This window comes from Micromonospora sp. KC213 (assembly GCF_004348325.1).
GTDB lineage: Bacteria > Actinomycetota > Actinomycetes > Mycobacteriales > Micromonosporaceae > Micromonospora.
In genome coordinates, this window is the sequence record NZ_SMKF01000022.1 from 1 (window position 1) to 16,017 (window position 16,017).

Sequence of the window (16,017 nt, forward strand, 5' to 3'; positions counted from 1 at the left end):
GTGTGGGGGCGGCGGCGGCTGGCCCGGCGAGGAATGCGACCAAGCTTACGATGGTGGCGGTGCTGGTGATCAGGACGTGCAGGGCATGCGGACGCCCGTGTGCTGTCTTCAATGCGATCCCCGTTTGTCGATGAACAGAAAGGTGCCGTCTCGCGTGGTGGGCGGATGAATTAGCGACGTTGTGATGGCATGCCACGGATTGCCGAGTCCCGAATGGTGGCTAGGTTAGGCTAGCCCGCGAGTTGCATCGACGGCAAGCTACACCCACAGCCTGTCATATGCGCATTTCACCATGATTTAAGGTTTTGCGACACACGGTTGTGTCCGGTATGGATTCGTGGTACGAATCTCTCGCGTTCGGCGTTCATCGAACTACGGTGTCGCTTCTGCTGCCACGGGGGTTGGCCAAATGAATAGGCGTGTGCGGACGCGGTCCGCGGCGATGCTTGCTCTTTTGCTAGTGGCACCGGGCCTGCTCGGCGGCGTCGCTGTGCCAGCATGGGCGACTGCGCGGGACTCCACCGTGATGGCGAGTGCGGCTTTTGACCAAGCCGAGGAAGATCGCCTTTTCGTACGCTTCCTGGCTCTCTACGATCCGCGTGCGCTGGTGCGGACGGCCGCCTGGAACGCTTTGACCAGCAGTAATGTTCCCGCTGCCATCGACCGCTTCTTTACCTCGGGGTTCCCGTACGCGGTCAGCCGTTCACAGGAACTCGCCGCGCGCAACCTCGACTTCGCCAAGCGGATCATGGCCACCCACCCCGCGGAGTTCTCTCCGGAGGTGCACGCGGCCGCCCAATACGCGATCAACAGCGGCACTACCGCGCTGGACACCTTCGCCCGGACCGGCTACGCGGCCGCAAAGGATCGCGACCGGATCGCCCGAGAAGCCTCTGGCGATCATGCTGCCGGCCTACTGCAGGCCGATCGTGACTTCGTCGCTCAACTGCGCGAGCACGATCCCGGCGCGCAGGTTCGAGCCGCGGCCGGGCTCGCGCTACGCGCCGAGGCCACCGACGCCGATGTGGTGGAGTTCTACGCCTACGACTGGGCCGCCGCGGCCTCCGTGGACATGCAGACCCATCAGACGCAATGCGCCAACACCGACATGATCTGGCGCTCCAAGATCAAGATCTTGCTGGCCGACGCACATGCCGCGCACGCGGCGGCGCTCGCCGCCGAGGGCGAAGCACGCGAGCTGGCTCGAGAGGCCGCCGCCCGCGCCTGGCGCGCGCTCGGCGCGCAGGCCGAGCCGGCCAAGTCCACCTGGGACACCGCCGTCGAGGTTGCCGAGCGGCAGGCGGCGAACTGGCAACAGGTGGCGCTGGCCGCCGCGGCGGCTGCGGACAACCCGAACTGGAAGTCCATCACGGTCAGCGCGCAAGCTAACGGTCAGCAGTGGACCAACGAGCAGGCTAACGCCACGAGGCAGGCCACGTACTGGACTTCTCTCTACGAAATGGCACTGGCCGGCGAGCGAGACATGACTTCCTGACAATCTGACGTCAATTACCGGCACTGGCCGCACGGCTCGATTCGTCCCTTTCTCGCTTTCCGGCGCCGGCAAACGCGCCGACGCTGACGCATGGGCAGGTATCGCGTGAAGAAGAACTTGTCTGAAGTGCGCGCATTTTTGGCATTGATCGTCACCGCAGTGACGATCGCCACTAATTTGCACGCACCACCGGCTGCGGCCACCCCGGCTACCCCACGGCCGAGTGCGCAGGCCGAGAACCTGCCCCCAGTTCCGGTTCCGCCGTTGGTCACCGAGGAGTGGAACGGCACTGCGGGTGTGGTGACCAGCAATGAGCGCTGGGTGCAGGCGGTGACTGATCTTGCGGAGCTGACCGAGGAACCGGAGATCCGTGACGCCGCGTTGCAGGTGCTGGCGACCGGAAACGCGGCAGCGATCCGCCAGTTCGCGTTGATGGATATGCCGGTGATCGACCAGCGGGTGCGTGAGCGTAAGCGTCTGGAAGCTGCAGACCGGCTGACGAGGGTCAGGGCGATGGTGGGCACCGGTGTGCCTGGTGGCTATTTCAACGCCGAGGTGCAGCGGGTGCTGGCCGGCACCGATGAGGACCGGAAGGCGTTTCTGGCTTACGGTGCCGACATCGCCCGTGCCCGTGACGACAAGACGGCCGGTGACTCGCGTGAGCGGGCTGCGGCGTTGCGGGAGCGGTTGCGGGTGTTCGCGGCGGCAGCGCCGACGGGTACGCAGGTGAAGGCTGCCGCCCAGCAGGCGCTGGCCGGCGATGACGCGGCGGTGGCCGCGTTCTTCGCCACCGGTTATGCGGCGGCGGCGAGGGCCGACTCCGCCGCACGGGAGCAGTACCTGGCGGATCTCGAGGCGCGGAACAAGGCGGCGGAGGAGCTTTCTGATCTGGCGCAGCGCGCCAGGCGGGCGTCCGAGGCGCGGGCGCAGATGATGGTCGCGCACGGTAACGGGATCCGGGCGTTGCAGCGGGCCGCGAACGCGATGGCGAGTGCTGCCAATGCTTCCCGGCATAGTCAGCGGGTTCTCGCCGGGCCCGGCACGGTTGCGAGCAAGGCCGGCGATCTGGCTATCGACAAGGCGCTGATCGCCACCGAGTTGGACGGTGTCCGGCTGGCTGCCCAGCAGGCCCAGGCCGCGGCGGCCGCGTCACGCTCGGCGGCGCAGGTCCTGCAGGAAACGGGGCTCACGTACGGCGTGGAGTGGGCTGATATCGCGGAGGGGATGAGCCAAGCTTCCCAGGCGGCTGTCGGCGCTACGACGACCGCCGCTCATGCGGTCGACGCCACGATCGCCACCAACAACGCGCAAGGGGCACAGGCGCAGGCTGAGGCCCGCGAGCGGCAGGCGGCGCAGTGGCGCCAGCACGCGCAGGAGCACGCTGCGGCGGCCGCGAAGTTGGCTGCGGCAACAGCCGTCGAGGCTGCTGCGGCAAACACCGCCGCCGCACGCGCCAAGACCGCCAAGGAGCAGGCGCAAGCCGCCGAGGCCAAGGCTTGGGCGGAGGCGGCGAAGACTCGTCAGCAGCGGCAGACGGCCGAGGCGCAGGCGGGCGAGGCGAAGCGGCAGCGTCAGATCGCCGAGGCGGAGCGGGCCAACGCCGACCGGTACCGGATCGAGGCCGAGCAGCAGGCTGCCATCGCGCGTAATGCCCGCTCGGCCGCGGATGCGCAGGCGGCCATCGCGGACCAGGCCCGGTCGAAGGCTGAATCGGCGGAGGCGACCGCTCGCGCAGCCGAACAACGGGCGTGGAACCAGGAAGGCGTCGCGCGGCAGGCGCGCGACGACGCCATGGCCGCGGAGCGCGCGGAGCAGACCGCCAAGGCGAGGGCCCAGGCGATGCGGGCCGCCGCGGCGTCGGCCGAGACCGAAGCCGAACGCCAGGAAGCCCAGGCTCAGGCCGACGAGGCCGACCGGCAGGCCGGCATAGCGAGCTCGGCAGCGCGGGCAGCCCGCACTCAGGCGAACACCGCCACCGGTGCCGCTGCCAACGCCCGTGCTGCCAGCACGCAGGCGCAGAGTGCGGCCAACCTCGCCCGGGCCGCTAGCCAACAGTCGCGTGCGGCGGCGGTCGCCGCGGACTCGGCAGCGGACCAGGCTGAGTCGAGCGCGCAGGTCACGCATGCGGCGCGGGCACGGGCTGACGCGAAGGCGGCGCAGGCGACCGCCGAGGAGACCAAGGCCGCTGAAGCCGCGAACACTGCCCAGGCTTTGGCCGGGCAGGCCGCCGACGAGTCCGTGAAGTCGCTGTGGGCGGCGGACCGCACGCGTGATGAGGCGCAGGCTGCCTTGACGGAGGCTGTTGCCGCCGCTGCGCAAGCCGAGATCGCGATCAATGCGGCGGCGGCGGCCCGGCAGTCGGCGGCGGGCATCGCCGAGCCAGCCAACACCGCCATCGGCATGGTCATCCCGTTCACCGGCGCCGACATCGACGCCGACTTCACCCAACTGGTCGCCCAGCAGGCCCTGAGCATCGGTCAGGAGCAGGCCGACGCGGCGGCCGCTCGCGCCAGAGAGGCGATCACCGCTGCCGAAAACGCCGAAGCAGCGGCGGCTCGTGCCGCCGAAGAGGTCAGACCGGCCTACACCGCGGCGGCGCAGGCCGCTCGTTCGGCCGCTGCGGCCGCCACCTCCGCGGCCGAAGCCAAGCGGGCAGCAGCGCAGGCCGCCGCCGACGCCGCAGCGGCGCGTACCGCCGCAGCCAGCGCGGCCCGGGCCGACGCCCAGGCAAGCGTCGACGCTGCCGCCGCTCGCAAGGCGGCCAACGAGGCCGCCGAGGACGCCGCGATCGCCGGGCGCAACGCACAGCAGGCCGAGCAGGCCGCCAGCCAGGCCAATCAGGCCGCCAACAGCGCCGAGGCCGCCGCTGCCGCCGCTCAGGCCGCCGCCGACCGGGCCGAGGCCGACGCGGCCGCCGCCCAGCAGGCGGCCGTCAAGGCGCAACAGGCGGCGGACAGCGCCGCCACCGCGGCCGCCAACGCGCTCCAGCACGCCATCGACGCGCAGAAGGCCGCCGACCGGGCGGAGGAAACCGCACGGCAGCGCGCCGCGCAGGAGCTGGCCGACGCCGCGGCCAACATCCCCCCGGACGCGACCGAGGCCGACCTGCTGCAATACCTGACGCCGGACGAACTGGAGCAACTGCGCCAGGCCGAGCAGGAGGCCGGGATGAGCATCCTGGACTTCATCAAGGCCGAGGCGTGGGACCTGTTCCTGGACCTGTCCGGCATCGGGGACATCGTGTCCTGCATCCGCGACGGCAACGTCGTGGCCTGCCTGTGGAGCCTGGTCGGCCTGCTCGGCGGGATCAAGGCGATCCGCGCCGGCTACAAACTCGTCCAGCTCGTACCCAAGCTGATCGCGTTCCTCGACAAGGTCAAGGACGCGAAGAAGCGGCGGGACACGCTGCGCGACACCGCCCGGCGCAACAAGAAGAAGAAGGACCGCGACGACGAGTGCGATGTCCGCGCCCGAAGCAACAGCTTCCTGAGCGGCACCCCGGTGCTGCTCGCGGACGGTACCAGCCGGCCCATCGAGAAGGTGGCGGTCGGGGACCTGGTGCGGGCCACCGACCCGATCACCGGTGTCACCGTCGCCAAACCGGTAACCGCCACCATCGTCGGCGACGGCGACAAGAAGCTCGTCGACATCACCGTCGGCGCCTCCACGATCACCGCCACTCACAACCACCCGTTCTGGGTCCCGGAGCTGTCGCAGTGGGTCGACGCCGAACGGCTGACGCCTGCGCAGTGGCTACGCACCGGCGCCGGCACCCATGTCCAGATCACCGCGGTGCGGCACCACGACCTGCGGACCCGCGTCCACAATCTCACCGTCGCCGACCTGCACACGTTCTACGTGGTCGCCGGGACCGCCTCGATCCTGGTCCACAACAGCGACTGCGAAGAGATCATCTGGAAGAACGCCTACGACGCTCGATTCCCGCTCCGCGTTCCGGATACCGACGAGCAGGATGAGCTGCCTGATCCTTCAGTCGTCCGGCGGAGCAAAGACGGGCGAGGGCCACTCGCCGACGGCTGCCACCACTTTGTGATCATGCCGAATGACGAGGTCAGGGCAGTGGCTGACAACATTCTCGAGGACCTGTGGGAACAGGAAATCTACCCTGGGCACACGAGCATCGCGGGATGGGAGAGGCCGGAGGTCCCCAACGGTGTGCTCATGGCAGGGGGTCTCAAGGTCAAGGACGGGAAGGTCGTGGAGTTCAACCGGTGGTCCGGCCACTATCGGCCGCAGGACTACGGAGAGAACGACGAGATGCTTGAAGAGATCTCCAAGCGTGCGTTCGCGGCGGCCGGTTACGGCGGGTCCCCGACGTACAAGGGCGCGACGCTCTGCGAGGACGACGAGGACTGAGGTAATGGCGAGCCGATGGCGGACGGTTTGGACGATCGATGAAAGCAACTATCTGAACGCTTGTCTCGGCATGGCTGGCCCCGCCATGGTGGTTCCGGCCAACCACAGCGGCACCATCGATGCACGGCGAGCCGATGACGGTTCCCTGGTCGCAGTGCCGACGTCCTACGGCTTCCCGGCGTTGGCCACGTGGATCGACGGAACGGGCGTGCGCGCGGCTGGGGATGGGCTTCAGTCCGCCCGTTCCGGCCACCCAGATGACGGAGGTGAGTGTGGAACGTCTGAGTGCCGCCGTAATTAAGGCGCTTACCGATAGGTCGCGCGATGCTCCTGCCGACAAGCTGGCTGTCGACCGGTCGGTCCTGGCGACGTTCCTTGACACGCTGCTGGGCGAGCTGCCGTGGTGGAATCGCGCCTGGCGGGTCGCCGAGGTGACAGAAGTGCGTAAGAGTTCTTCAGCTCGGGCCCTTCCGCCCGGCGAGGTGCAGGTTGTCGAGGTGACCGTGCGGGGTTCCCTCGGCGGCGCCGCCGGCGAGGTTCAGTTGTTCTCTGCGCGGGTGAGGCTCCTGGAAGACCGGCTCATCCGTTGGCAGATGAAGGTCGGGGAAACGGTCATCGGACCGGCGGTCGCACCGGCGGGGGAACCGGAGCCGCACCCGTTCGGCGCCGTGTTTCAGATGCTGGTGGAGATGCGTGGCCTGTCGTTGCGAGAGGTGGCCTGGCGGGCCGGGCGAGCCGACTCGACGATCATGAAGCTCCGTCGCGGAGCCCTGGTTCCCGAACGGGCGCTGATCGACCAGCTGGCGCGGGCGTTGAACGTGCCGGCAGCGAATCTCGCCCTCATCGCCGGAGTGGACCCGGCCGACCCGGGCCGGGCATAGCATTTGAGGCCTCGATCAACGCTCGGCGAGCAGCGAATTGCGGCCGTTCCAGGATGTCATCTATGTGGGGGTGGGGCATCGCGGACGTCTCGGCTTAATACTCCAGCCGCACCTGGTGAAGTCGGTGTCTTCGCTGGTAGTGGGCTGTTCTGGCGCGGTGTTGGTGTCGGTGCCGCCATCGTGACCATCGATGGATGTGGGCGAAGGGGTGGTTGGTGGTGATCAGGTGTGCCAGCAGACGTCGGACCTCGCCGAGGGTGAGAGGAATGACGCCGTCGTCATCGGATTCGGTGCCCTGTACCGTGCCATAACTCGTCTCACATGCGGTGAGCTGGGAGTTCTCGGCTCGGTCTGATGATCTCTGGTATGATTGTGCGGTTGCTGTACCTGGGGATGATCCGCCTGTTCAGCGGACTGGGGTTGTTGATCCGCAGCGACAGAGCGTTGCTGGTCGAGCTTCTCGCGCTGCGGCATGAGGTGGCGGTGCTGCGCCGGCAGGTCCCCGGCCGGCCGCGCCTGTCCTGGCCGGACCGGGTGTCCGCCCTCACCCGCCGGCTGCCCCGCCGAATGCGGGACCATCGAACGCCACCCCGGCGACGTTGCTGGCATGGCACCGACGGCTGGCACCACACCTTGGACCTACCCGAACAAGCCCGGGCGCCCGCCGGTCAGCGGTGAGATCCGGGAGCTGGTGCTACAACTGGCCCGCGACAATCCGCGGTGGGGACATCGCAGATCCAAGGCGAACTACAGCAGCTGGGCCACCGGATCGGGGCGGACACGACCCGACGAATCCTGGCCCACCAACGTGCCGGCCCGCCGCCCCGCCAGCAGGACACCAACCGGCGAACGTTCCTACGCAACCAGGCCACTGGCCTGTTGGCCATCGACTTCTTCCACCTCGACACGATCCTGCTGCGACGCCTGTACGCGCTGGTGATCATGGAAGTGGCCACCCGACGGGTCCACCTCCTCGGCGTCACCGCCCACCCCACCGGCCAGTGGGTCCCGCAACCTCACCAGAATGGACCTCGGTTCTGATCCGCGACCGCGACCGCAAGTCACCGCCGCCTTCGACCACGTCTTCACCGCCGAAGGCATCACGGTGGTCAAGATCCCACCCCGCACGCCGCAGGCGAACTGCGTCATCGAACGCTGAGGACGCAGCCTCCGCCACGAATGCACCGACCACGTTTTGATCTACAACAAGCGGCACGCACTGACCGTGGTTGGTCAGCACGGCGACCACTTCAACAACCACCGGCCACACCAAGGACGACAGCAGCAGCCACCCAACCACGACCCCGCCGTCATCATCCCCATGGACAAGCCCGTACGGCACCGACGACGACTCAACGGAGTGATCAACGAGTACCACCGGGCAGCCTGACGCGGATGCGGAATCTGAATTCCCGGCACGCCGGCACCGGGACGCGGCTACGGACCCAACCTGTTCATCCGGCTAACCACAAGCCGGCCCAGCACTTGTCGACGAGCCCGGAGATCTCCGCCTGCGTCCGAACCGTGGCGGTGGCACTGAACCTATTCGGCCTTCAGCACCGGGGATGGGGCGTCGCGGGTTGAGGCGAGGCTGGTATCGAGCTGCCTAAATCTGGGGTGGGTCAGAAGGAAGAGGGTGACGGCCGCCATGATTGTGGTACCCGTGATGATCGGCAGGGGTGTCCAGAGTTCGTAGAGGGCGGTGCCGGCGGTGGGTGCCACGACGAAGGTAAGCCCGGTGGTGGCGCCGGTGAGCGAACAGATAGACCAGGCCGATCACCGGCACTGCGGGCCGACACTGTGCGCCCACACCGCGGTGGCGTCGGGAACGTATAGATCGAACAGGTCCTCAACGGCCTCCGCGTTCTCGGCGGTTTCTGCGAGCTCCTTCGCTCCCGCCCACGCCGGGTTCCCGAAGCTGTCTCGGCGGTCTCGATACTCCTCGTACTGTTTCTTCGCGCTTTTCGTCGCTTACGTTGCCGGTGGTTCCCGGTAGGACCGTCACCTTCGGCCGGAGAGCCGCAGCACTGCACCCTCGTCGAGGTGGCCACGGCTGCGCTCGCCGACGCTGATGGATTGCGGTAACAGCGCCGCGTACGCCTTCTCCAACTGGTCCTGGCAGGTGGCGTGGTCCTCGGCCACCACGATGGCATGCCCGAGTCGGCCGCCGAATCGGTCGGCCGAAGCGTCCGGTGCCGTCCACAGTGACTCGACGCCGTCGGGCAGCTGAGCGGGTGGGCTCGCGGGCAGGGTAGCCCCGACGGCGTCACCGTAGCGGAAGACGATTCCGGCGGTACGTTGCCGGGTGTGCCGCAGCCGCGGTTGTCTCCCGAGCGCGGTGTCGACCGCCGCCGCGACCAGGTCGACGCCGGTGGCCAAGAGCACCAGCCGGGAGATCAGGTCGCCACCGAGCCGGGCGTTGAGCCCGACCAGCCGGGGGCCGTCGGCGGTCAACCGCACCTCGGTGTGGGTGACGCCCTCGCACAGCCCGAGCGCGGCGTGGGCGGCATCGATGGCGCGGCGTACCGGTGCCAGGTGCTCGGCCTGCTGGGGAACCGAGACCAGCCGGCTGGCCGTGGCGAGCCCGGGCTCGGGGCCGGGGTACCGGTTCCCGGCCGCGACCACATGCAACCGGCCGCTGCGTACCAACACTGACTCGACGCTGATCTGCGGCCCGTCCAGGTACTGCTCCACCAGAGCGCCGTCGACGCCGGCCGCCCCGGCGTAGGCGCGGGCCAGATCCGCCGGGCTGCGGACCAGCCGCACCCCGGTGCCGCCGGTCTTCGAACGCGGCTTGACCACGACCGGGTACCCCAGCTCGACGGCGGCGCGGTGGGCTTGCGCCTCGTCGGTGACCAGGAGTGACTGAGCCGATGGCACACCAGCCGCGGCCCACACCTGGTGCAGCCGGTGCTTGTCCCGGCAGGCGCGGGCCGACGGTACGGGATGGCCGGGCAGCCGCAGCGCACTGGTGGTGGCCGCGGCGGTTTCGATCCAGGCCTCCGTCCAGGTCAGCACCGCCTCGACGGACTCTTTCCGGGCCATCTGCAGCACGGAAGTCAGGTCGTCGGCGGCGATCCGGTGTACGGCGCCGGCGTAGCGGCTTTCCCAGGTCACCGGAGACTCCTGGGCGAGCACTACGTCGTGCTCGGCGGCCACCGACGCAAGCATGTGCTCGCGGTCCAGGTCACGTCCGCTACCGAGGATCAGGATTTTGGGCATGATGGGTCCTTACATCGCGAGAGCGGTCGGGCGGTGCTGACGACCGACCGGACGGCGGTGTCGATCGGTGCCGGTATCCGAGGTGGTGCGGAGGCTCCTGCCGTCGCGAATCGGGCCGGAGGCTCCTGGTTCATCGACCCGCGGCGGGCCGGTGGGCCTCGCCGCGGGCGAGAAGGTTCATCCGTCGAGTTGCGAGGCGAGCAGGTCGACGTACGCTCCGCCGGCTGCCACCAGTTCCTCATGGGTTCCGGTCTCGATCACGCGTCCGCCGGACAACATGACGATCCGGTCGGCGGTCCTGATGGTGGAGAGCCGATGGGCGATGATCAGTGTGGTGCGGCCGTGCCGGGCTTCGTTCATCGCCTGATTGACCGCCTGTTCGCTCGCGGCGTCGAGGTTCGACACCGCCTCGTCCATGACCAGGATGGGTGCGTTCTTGAGCAGCGCCCGGGCGATGGCGATCCGTTGCCGCTGACCGCCGGACATGAGCGCGCCGAGCTCACCGGCGACGGTGTCGTAGCCGTCCGGCAGTGTCGTGATGAACTCGTGGGCTTGGGCGGCCCGGGCCGCGGCCTCGACCTCTTCGTCGGTGGCGTCGGCACGGCCGAGGCGGATGTTGTCGCGCAGGCTGGTGTTGAACAGAAAGGTGTTCTGCGGCACCAGCGTCATGAGGCGGCGAAGGTCTTCCTGTAGAAAGTCGCGAACGTCGTGTCCGCCCACGGAGACCGATCCGGCGGTGACGTCCCAGAACCTCAGCAGCAGGTTGGCGCAGGTGGACTTCCCCGCGCCGGAGTGCCCCACCAATGCGACGGTCTCGCCAGGACGGATCTCGAAACTGACATCTCGCGCCGCGGGGGCGAGGTCGCTACGGTAGGCGAAGGTGACGGCGTCGAAGCGGACATGCGGCACGATCGGGCCCTCGGGCGACTGGTGGACCAGATCCGAGACAGGTGCGGGCGCGTCGAGCAGCGTGTTGATGCGGTCCGCTGATGAGGCCACCACGGACAGCTCGCGCGCGACCTCGGTCACCTTCAGCACCGGCAGCATCGCCATCGCGGCGAGGACGACGGCGACCGGAAAGAGAGCGCGGTCGAGTTCGCCCGCGACGACGAGCCACGCGCCGAGGACCAGCACCACGAGAATTCCCAGGAGGGCGATGGTGTCTGTGGCGGCGTACTCGATGCCACTACGGCGTCCGTGCGCGGCCTTCGCTGCAGCCAGCCGGACGCTCTGTTTGCGGAGCAGCCCGAGCCGCTGCGAGTGTGCGCCGAAGTTCACCAGCTCGCGGAGTCCCTGGAAGGTATCGGTGTTGTCGGCGCTCATCTGGCTGAGAGAGTCGCGTAACTCGTGTCCGTGTCGTTCGGCCTGGCGCCGCAACCATGCCGGGACTGAGGCGAGCAGCACCAGTACCGGAACCAGGACGCAGGCCAGCGACCAATGGAACCAGCCGAGTGCGACAGTGGTGGCGACGGGAACTGTCGACGCGACAGCCAGTGGGCTGAGCGTGTGGGCGAAGAACACCTCGATCTGTTCGACGTCGGCGACAGCGGCGGAGCCGAGGTCGCCGGAACGTCGTTCGAGCATGTAGCCGGGCGAGAGCCGTTCGAAGGCGGTGTACACCTTCGCCCGCGTGTCGGCCAGTGCGCGAAAGGCGGCGATGTGGGCGTAGGTGCTGTCGGCGATGCTCAGGACGACCAGCGGCACGATGAGGACACCGAGCGCGATCAGCCAGCCGGTGAGCTGGTTCAGCGGGGCTCCCGTAGCGGCCCGTGCCACCACGTACGCGCCGATTCCGGCAGAGGCGAGCAGGAGCAGTTGGTGCAGCGCACCGGCTAGATAGGCGACCAGGATGAGCCGGCGGTGCTCACCCAGGAGGGGCACCAGGCTCCTCAGCCTGACGATCAGCGACCGGTCGTCCTCGTCTCCGACGCCGTGGTCGTGCTCGTGGTTGTGGTTGTGGAGGTGGGTGTGGACAATCGAGGTCATGCGAGCGCACCAGCCTGGGTAGCGACGAGTTCGGCGTAGACGCCCTTACGTGCCACCAGGTCGGGGTGGCTGCCGAGTTCAACCACCCGGCCGGATTCCATCACCACGATCCGGTCGGCGTCGCGCACCGTGGAGAGCCGGTGCGCGATGACGATCGTCGTCCGGCCGCGGGTCAGGTCACCGAGAGCATGGGTGATTTCCGCCTCGTTGGCGGCATCGATGCTCGATGTCGGCTCGTCGAGCACGAGCACGGGAGCGTCTTTGAGGAGCGCACGCGCGATCGCAATGCGCTGACGCTCGCCGCCGGACAGTTTCAGACCGCGTTCGCCGACGACCGTGTCGAACCCCTGGGGCAGGCTAGCGATGAAATCGGCCGCCTGCGCCGCGGTCACCGCACGACGGATCTCCTCGTTGGTGGCGTCCGGTTTGGCCAGTAGTAGGTTGTCGCGAACCGTGCCGTGGAACAGGTAGGTGTCCTGTGCCACCACGCCGATCAGTGATCGGAGGTTGCGCAAGGGGATTTCCCGAATGTCGCGGTCATCGATGTGGATGGACCCCGTCTCGGCATCGAAGTAGCGCATGAGCAGCGCGATGATGGTGCTCTTACCCGCACCCGAGCGGCCCACGACGGCCACCCGTTCGCCCGGCGCTATCACCAGGTTGAACCCGTCCAGCGCCGGCGCCCGCCGGGTCGGGTAGCAGAATCGCAGGTCGCGGAACTCCAGCCCGGGAGGGTCACTTCGCAATGCCGGTGCCGTTGTCACGGTGTCTTTCACCACCGGTTCCAGATTCAGCACGTCGGCAACCGCGCGTCCGGCTGGGATGGCGTAGTACGCCGAATGGTAGGCCGCTTCCAGTTCGTTCATGGGCCGGAATGTCTCGCGGGTGAGCATCAGGATCGTGAACAATCCCGCGACGCTCACCGCACCGGTGGCTGCGTGCCAGGCTCCCAGACCCACCGCGGCCGTGGTGCCGATCGGCACCATCAGCGCGCTGACACTCGAGGTACCGCACCAGGCCACCATCAGCCCGATGGAGTCACGGCAGAACGCCTCACCGCGCTCGATCAACTCCCGGCCGCGCCGGCCACTGGCGTTGAACGCCTTGAGCGTCGCCATCCCTTGTACGGCGTCCAGACTCTCGGAGTACATGCTCCGGTAGGACACCATCCAACGGCTGCCACGTTCCCTGATCGACTTCTCCCCGGCGAGCTTGGACAACGGCGCAAGCAGCGCACACGCAAGCACGACCGTACCGATCACCGGGTCGACCGCTATCACGTACATCGAAGCGAGGCAGGACCCCAGGACCGACGCCAGCACCGTGGGCACGAACCGGCCCAGCAGCGGATCAAGCAACTCCACCGAGTCCACGAGCGTCGACTGCAGATCACCGGTGCGCATCCGCTGTGCCTGCCCGGGCCCGATCTCCATCAGCTTCAGCGTCAGTCCTTCACGCACCGCCTCCTTCACCCGCGCCGACACTCGCGGGGCCCACGAGTCCCGTACCACGAGCAACGCGATCCGAAGCAATTGCAGTACGCCGATCACGGCCAGTGGCGCCAGCAGGCCGCCGATATCAGCCGACGAGAAGACCGTGGACAGTAGGTCCGCGATCATCAGGCCCTGACCGACATAGGTCGCCGTCACCAGCAACATCAGCCCGGCCAGGCCGGTGACCTCCACCCATGACCGCGGACGCAGGCCCAGGAACAACTTTACCGTCGACCACACGCCGACCCCTCCACACTGATGAACTCGCCGACAGCAGGAGACCGGACCGAGAGGCGTTGCCCGAGCGATGCCACTGCGCGCCGGCTCCTGCTGTCACTGACCATAACGGAAACGGTTATCTTTTCAGACGGAACGGTGGCGGAGGGTCGGCCACCCCCACGGTGAACGCCGGCGGTTCAGCGCACCCGCGCGGATGTCTTCCTGATTTGGCCGGCCGGGGCGCAGCGCAGCATCGAAGCGAGCCGGTCGACGACCTGCGCGTCGAACAAGCCGTTGGCCGCCATCCACTCGTCGTTGAACACGGTGTCGAGGTACTTCTCACCGCCGTCGCACACCAGCGCGACGATGGTGGTCTCCGGCCCTACGCTCTGCGCTCGCTCCAGCGCCTTGTAAACCACGCCGCCCGCCGAGCCGCCGACGAGGATGCCGAAATTCCGGGCAAGGTAACGGCAGGTTTCGAAGGCTTCCGAGTCGCTGACCTTGATCCCCTCGTCGATCAGGCGGTAATCAAGGGTGTCGCAGATCTCCGAGACCACCGGCGTCCCGGTGCCGGACTGGTGGTACGGCGCCTCCTCCCCGCCGAAGTTGACGGAGCCCACCGGCTCGACACCGATGATCTTCAGATCCGGGATGTGCTCCCGCAGGACACGGCCGGTGCCGCAGAGCGATCCGCCGGTACCGACTGCCCCGTACAGGTAGTGGATGTCTTCGCCCACATCGTCGTACAACTCGCGGGCAAGTGGCCGGTAACCGTTCGGGTTTCCCGGGTTGCTGTCCTGTGAGGTGCAGTACGCGCCATGTTCGGCCGCGAGTCGACGAGCCGTGGCGTAGCGCTTCGCGGTGGCCAGTCCGTCGTCGTCTCCACCGACATTGAGCAGCTCGGCACCGTAGGCGAGCATCGCGCGCAGCTTGTCGACACTGGAGTGGTTGTCCACCACGGCGGTGAACTTGTAGCCGCGTTCGGCGGCGATGAGCGCCAGGCCGATCCCGGTGTTGCCGGAGGTGGCCTCGACCAGCCACCCGCCAGGGGTGAGCAGTCCCTGTTCCTCGGCCTCGTCCACCATGTTCCTGGCCATCCGGATCTTGGCGGTACCGGTGGGGTTGTACTGCTCCATCTTGAGCAGGACGGTGCCCGCCCCGTCCGGTACCGACAATCTGAGCAGCGGCGTCCGCCCGATCAGATCGGATACCTTGTCGCTGATCATTGCTCACCCTTCGCACAGATTTGCATCAGACAGCGCAGGAAGACGTCGTTGTCCTCGGGAAGTGACAAGGAGGCTCGGATGAAGTTCTCGTATCCCGGCTCACGCCAGGCCTTGACGACGATTCCGACGCGGTGCAACTCCTGGGCCACCCAGTCGGAGCGGCGCCCCGTGTCGATGAACACGAAGTTGGCCGACGACGGTGCTACGCGGAAGTCCGCTTCGCGCAACTGGTCCGTGACCCGGGCGATCTCGAGGCTGGTCCGGCGGACGGTCTCCGCCAGGTGCGCATGGTCACCGAGCGCGGCGATGGCCGCGTCTTGGGCCAGCTGGTTGACGTTGTAGGGCGCGCGAACCCGGTCCAGTGCCTGGACCAGAGCGGCGTCGGAAGCGACGCCGTATCCCACCCGGATTCCCGCCAGGCCGTACGCCTTGGAGAAGGTGCGCAAGACGATCCACGGCCGGTCCTGTTCGCGCAGCACCGCCAGCCCGTCGGGGTAGCTTGGGTGGGGCCGGGCGAACTCGCAGTACGCCTCGTCGAGCACCAGCAGGGCCGACTCCGGGGTGTCGGCCACGATGTGCTCCAGCTCGCCGACGCTGAGCATCGCGCCGGTCGGATTGCAGGGATTGGCGAGGAAGACCATTTTCGGGCCCGCGGCCAGCGCGTCACGCCAGGCGGACGCGTCGAACCCGAACTCCGCGGTGACCGGGACCTTCTCGACCCGGCCGCCCACCATGCGGGGAAAGATCTCGTGCAGGCTGAACCCGGGTGCCTGGGTGGTCACCAGGTCGCCCGGATCGAGTACCGCCTGGCACAGCAGCTCCAGGATGTTCTCCGAACCGTTGCCGAGAATGACACGCTCGGCAGGCACCGCCAGGCTCTCCCCGATGGCCTCCGCCAGTCGTTTGCCAGTGGGGTCGGGATAGCGGGAGATTCCCGTGGCCAGGCGCAGGCGCACCGCCTCGGTCACCGCCGGAGAGACGCCGAACGGGCTCTCGTTGTTGGACAGCTTGATGACGTGGGCGGCGCCGCTGAGGGCGGCAACCGCATCCGGGTCGGCGCCGGGATCGTAGGCGGGCAGGCCCGCCACCACCCGGCGCACCACGGATGCCGAGGTTGC

General features: G+C 68.2%; 12 protein-coding genes. 7 read left to right on the forward strand and 5 right to left on the reverse strand.

The annotated features are described in order from the left end of the window. Nucleotides 1-523: 523 nt before the first annotated feature. The 7 genes from E1166_RS07860 to E1166_RS31460 all read left to right on the forward strand — a co-directional run bounded on the left by E1166_RS07860 (nucleotide 524) and on the right by E1166_RS31460 (nucleotide 8,143). Nucleotides 524-1,495: a hypothetical protein gene (locus tag E1166_RS07860; RefSeq protein WP_132337082.1), complete on the forward strand. Its 972-nt coding sequence runs from the start codon at nucleotides 524-526 to the stop codon at nucleotides 1,493-1,495. Between the two features lie 105 nt (nucleotides 1,496-1,600). Further along, the gene (locus E1166_RS07865; protein WP_132337084.1) at nucleotides 1,601-5,872 is read left to right on the forward strand and encodes a polymorphic toxin-type HINT domain-containing protein; all 4,272 of its coding nucleotides are present in this window, start codon (nucleotides 1,601-1,603) and stop codon (nucleotides 5,870-5,872) included. 272 nt (nucleotides 5,873-6,144) lie between these two features. Then, nucleotides 6,145-6,753, forward strand: coding sequence for a helix-turn-helix domain-containing protein (locus tag E1166_RS07870; RefSeq protein ID WP_165944276.1), 609 nt, complete (start codon nucleotides 6,145-6,147; stop codon nucleotides 6,751-6,753). Between the two features lie 366 nt (nucleotides 6,754-7,119). Further along, complete coding sequence (locus E1166_RS31450; protein WP_207914074.1) at nucleotides 7,120-7,431, forward strand: hypothetical protein; 312 nt, start codon at nucleotides 7,120-7,122, stop codon at nucleotides 7,429-7,431. A gap of 42 nt (nucleotides 7,432-7,473) precedes the next feature. Then, entirely contained in the window at nucleotides 7,474-7,794 is a 321-nt protein-coding gene (locus E1166_RS31455) for a hypothetical protein (protein ID WP_207914075.1), read from the forward strand. Beyond that, nucleotides 7,778-7,912, forward strand: a complete 135-nt coding sequence (locus E1166_RS32470; protein ID WP_279433217.1) for a hypothetical protein — start codon at nucleotides 7,778-7,780, stop codon at nucleotides 7,910-7,912. Before E1166_RS31455 ends, E1166_RS32470 begins: the two co-directional genes overlap by 17 nt. Nucleotides 7,913-7,948: 36 nt before the next feature. Continuing rightward, entirely contained in the window at nucleotides 7,949-8,143 is a 195-nt protein-coding gene (locus E1166_RS31460; RefSeq protein WP_207914077.1) for a transposase, read from the forward strand. A gap of 611 nt (nucleotides 8,144-8,754) precedes the next feature. On the opposite strand, the gene E1166_RS07885 is transcribed toward E1166_RS31460, so the two are convergent. From E1166_RS07885 to hisC, 5 genes are all read right to left on the reverse strand, one after another. Further along, the gene (locus E1166_RS07885) at nucleotides 8,755-9,975 is read right to left on the reverse strand and encodes an ATP-grasp domain-containing protein (protein ID WP_132337088.1); all 1,221 of its coding nucleotides are present in this window, start codon (nucleotides 9,973-9,975) and stop codon (nucleotides 8,755-8,757) included. Nucleotides 9,976-10,152: 177 nt separating this feature from the next. Continuing rightward, the gene (locus E1166_RS07890) at nucleotides 10,153-11,961 is read right to left on the reverse strand and encodes an ABC transporter ATP-binding protein (RefSeq protein WP_132337090.1); all 1,809 of its coding nucleotides are present in this window, start codon (nucleotides 11,959-11,961) and stop codon (nucleotides 10,153-10,155) included. Beyond that, nucleotides 11,958-13,646, reverse strand: coding sequence for an ABC transporter ATP-binding protein (locus E1166_RS07895; RefSeq protein ID WP_132337092.1), 1,689 nt, complete (start codon nucleotides 13,644-13,646; stop codon nucleotides 11,958-11,960). The genes E1166_RS07890 and E1166_RS07895 overlap by 4 nt, the downstream gene beginning before the upstream one ends. Before the next feature lie 224 nt (nucleotides 13,647-13,870). Then, the gene (locus E1166_RS07900) at nucleotides 13,871-14,899 is read right to left on the reverse strand and encodes a cysteine synthase family protein (RefSeq protein ID WP_132337094.1); all 1,029 of its coding nucleotides are present in this window, start codon (nucleotides 14,897-14,899) and stop codon (nucleotides 13,871-13,873) included. Next, nucleotides 14,896-16,002 carry a histidinol-phosphate transaminase gene (hisC, locus tag E1166_RS07905; protein WP_207914079.1) on the reverse strand — a complete coding sequence of 369 codons (1,107 nt, stop codon included), beginning with the start codon at nucleotides 16,000-16,002 and terminating at the stop codon, nucleotides 14,896-14,898. Before hisC ends, E1166_RS07900 begins: the two co-directional genes overlap by 4 nt. Between the last annotated feature and the right edge of the window lie 15 nt (nucleotides 16,003-16,017).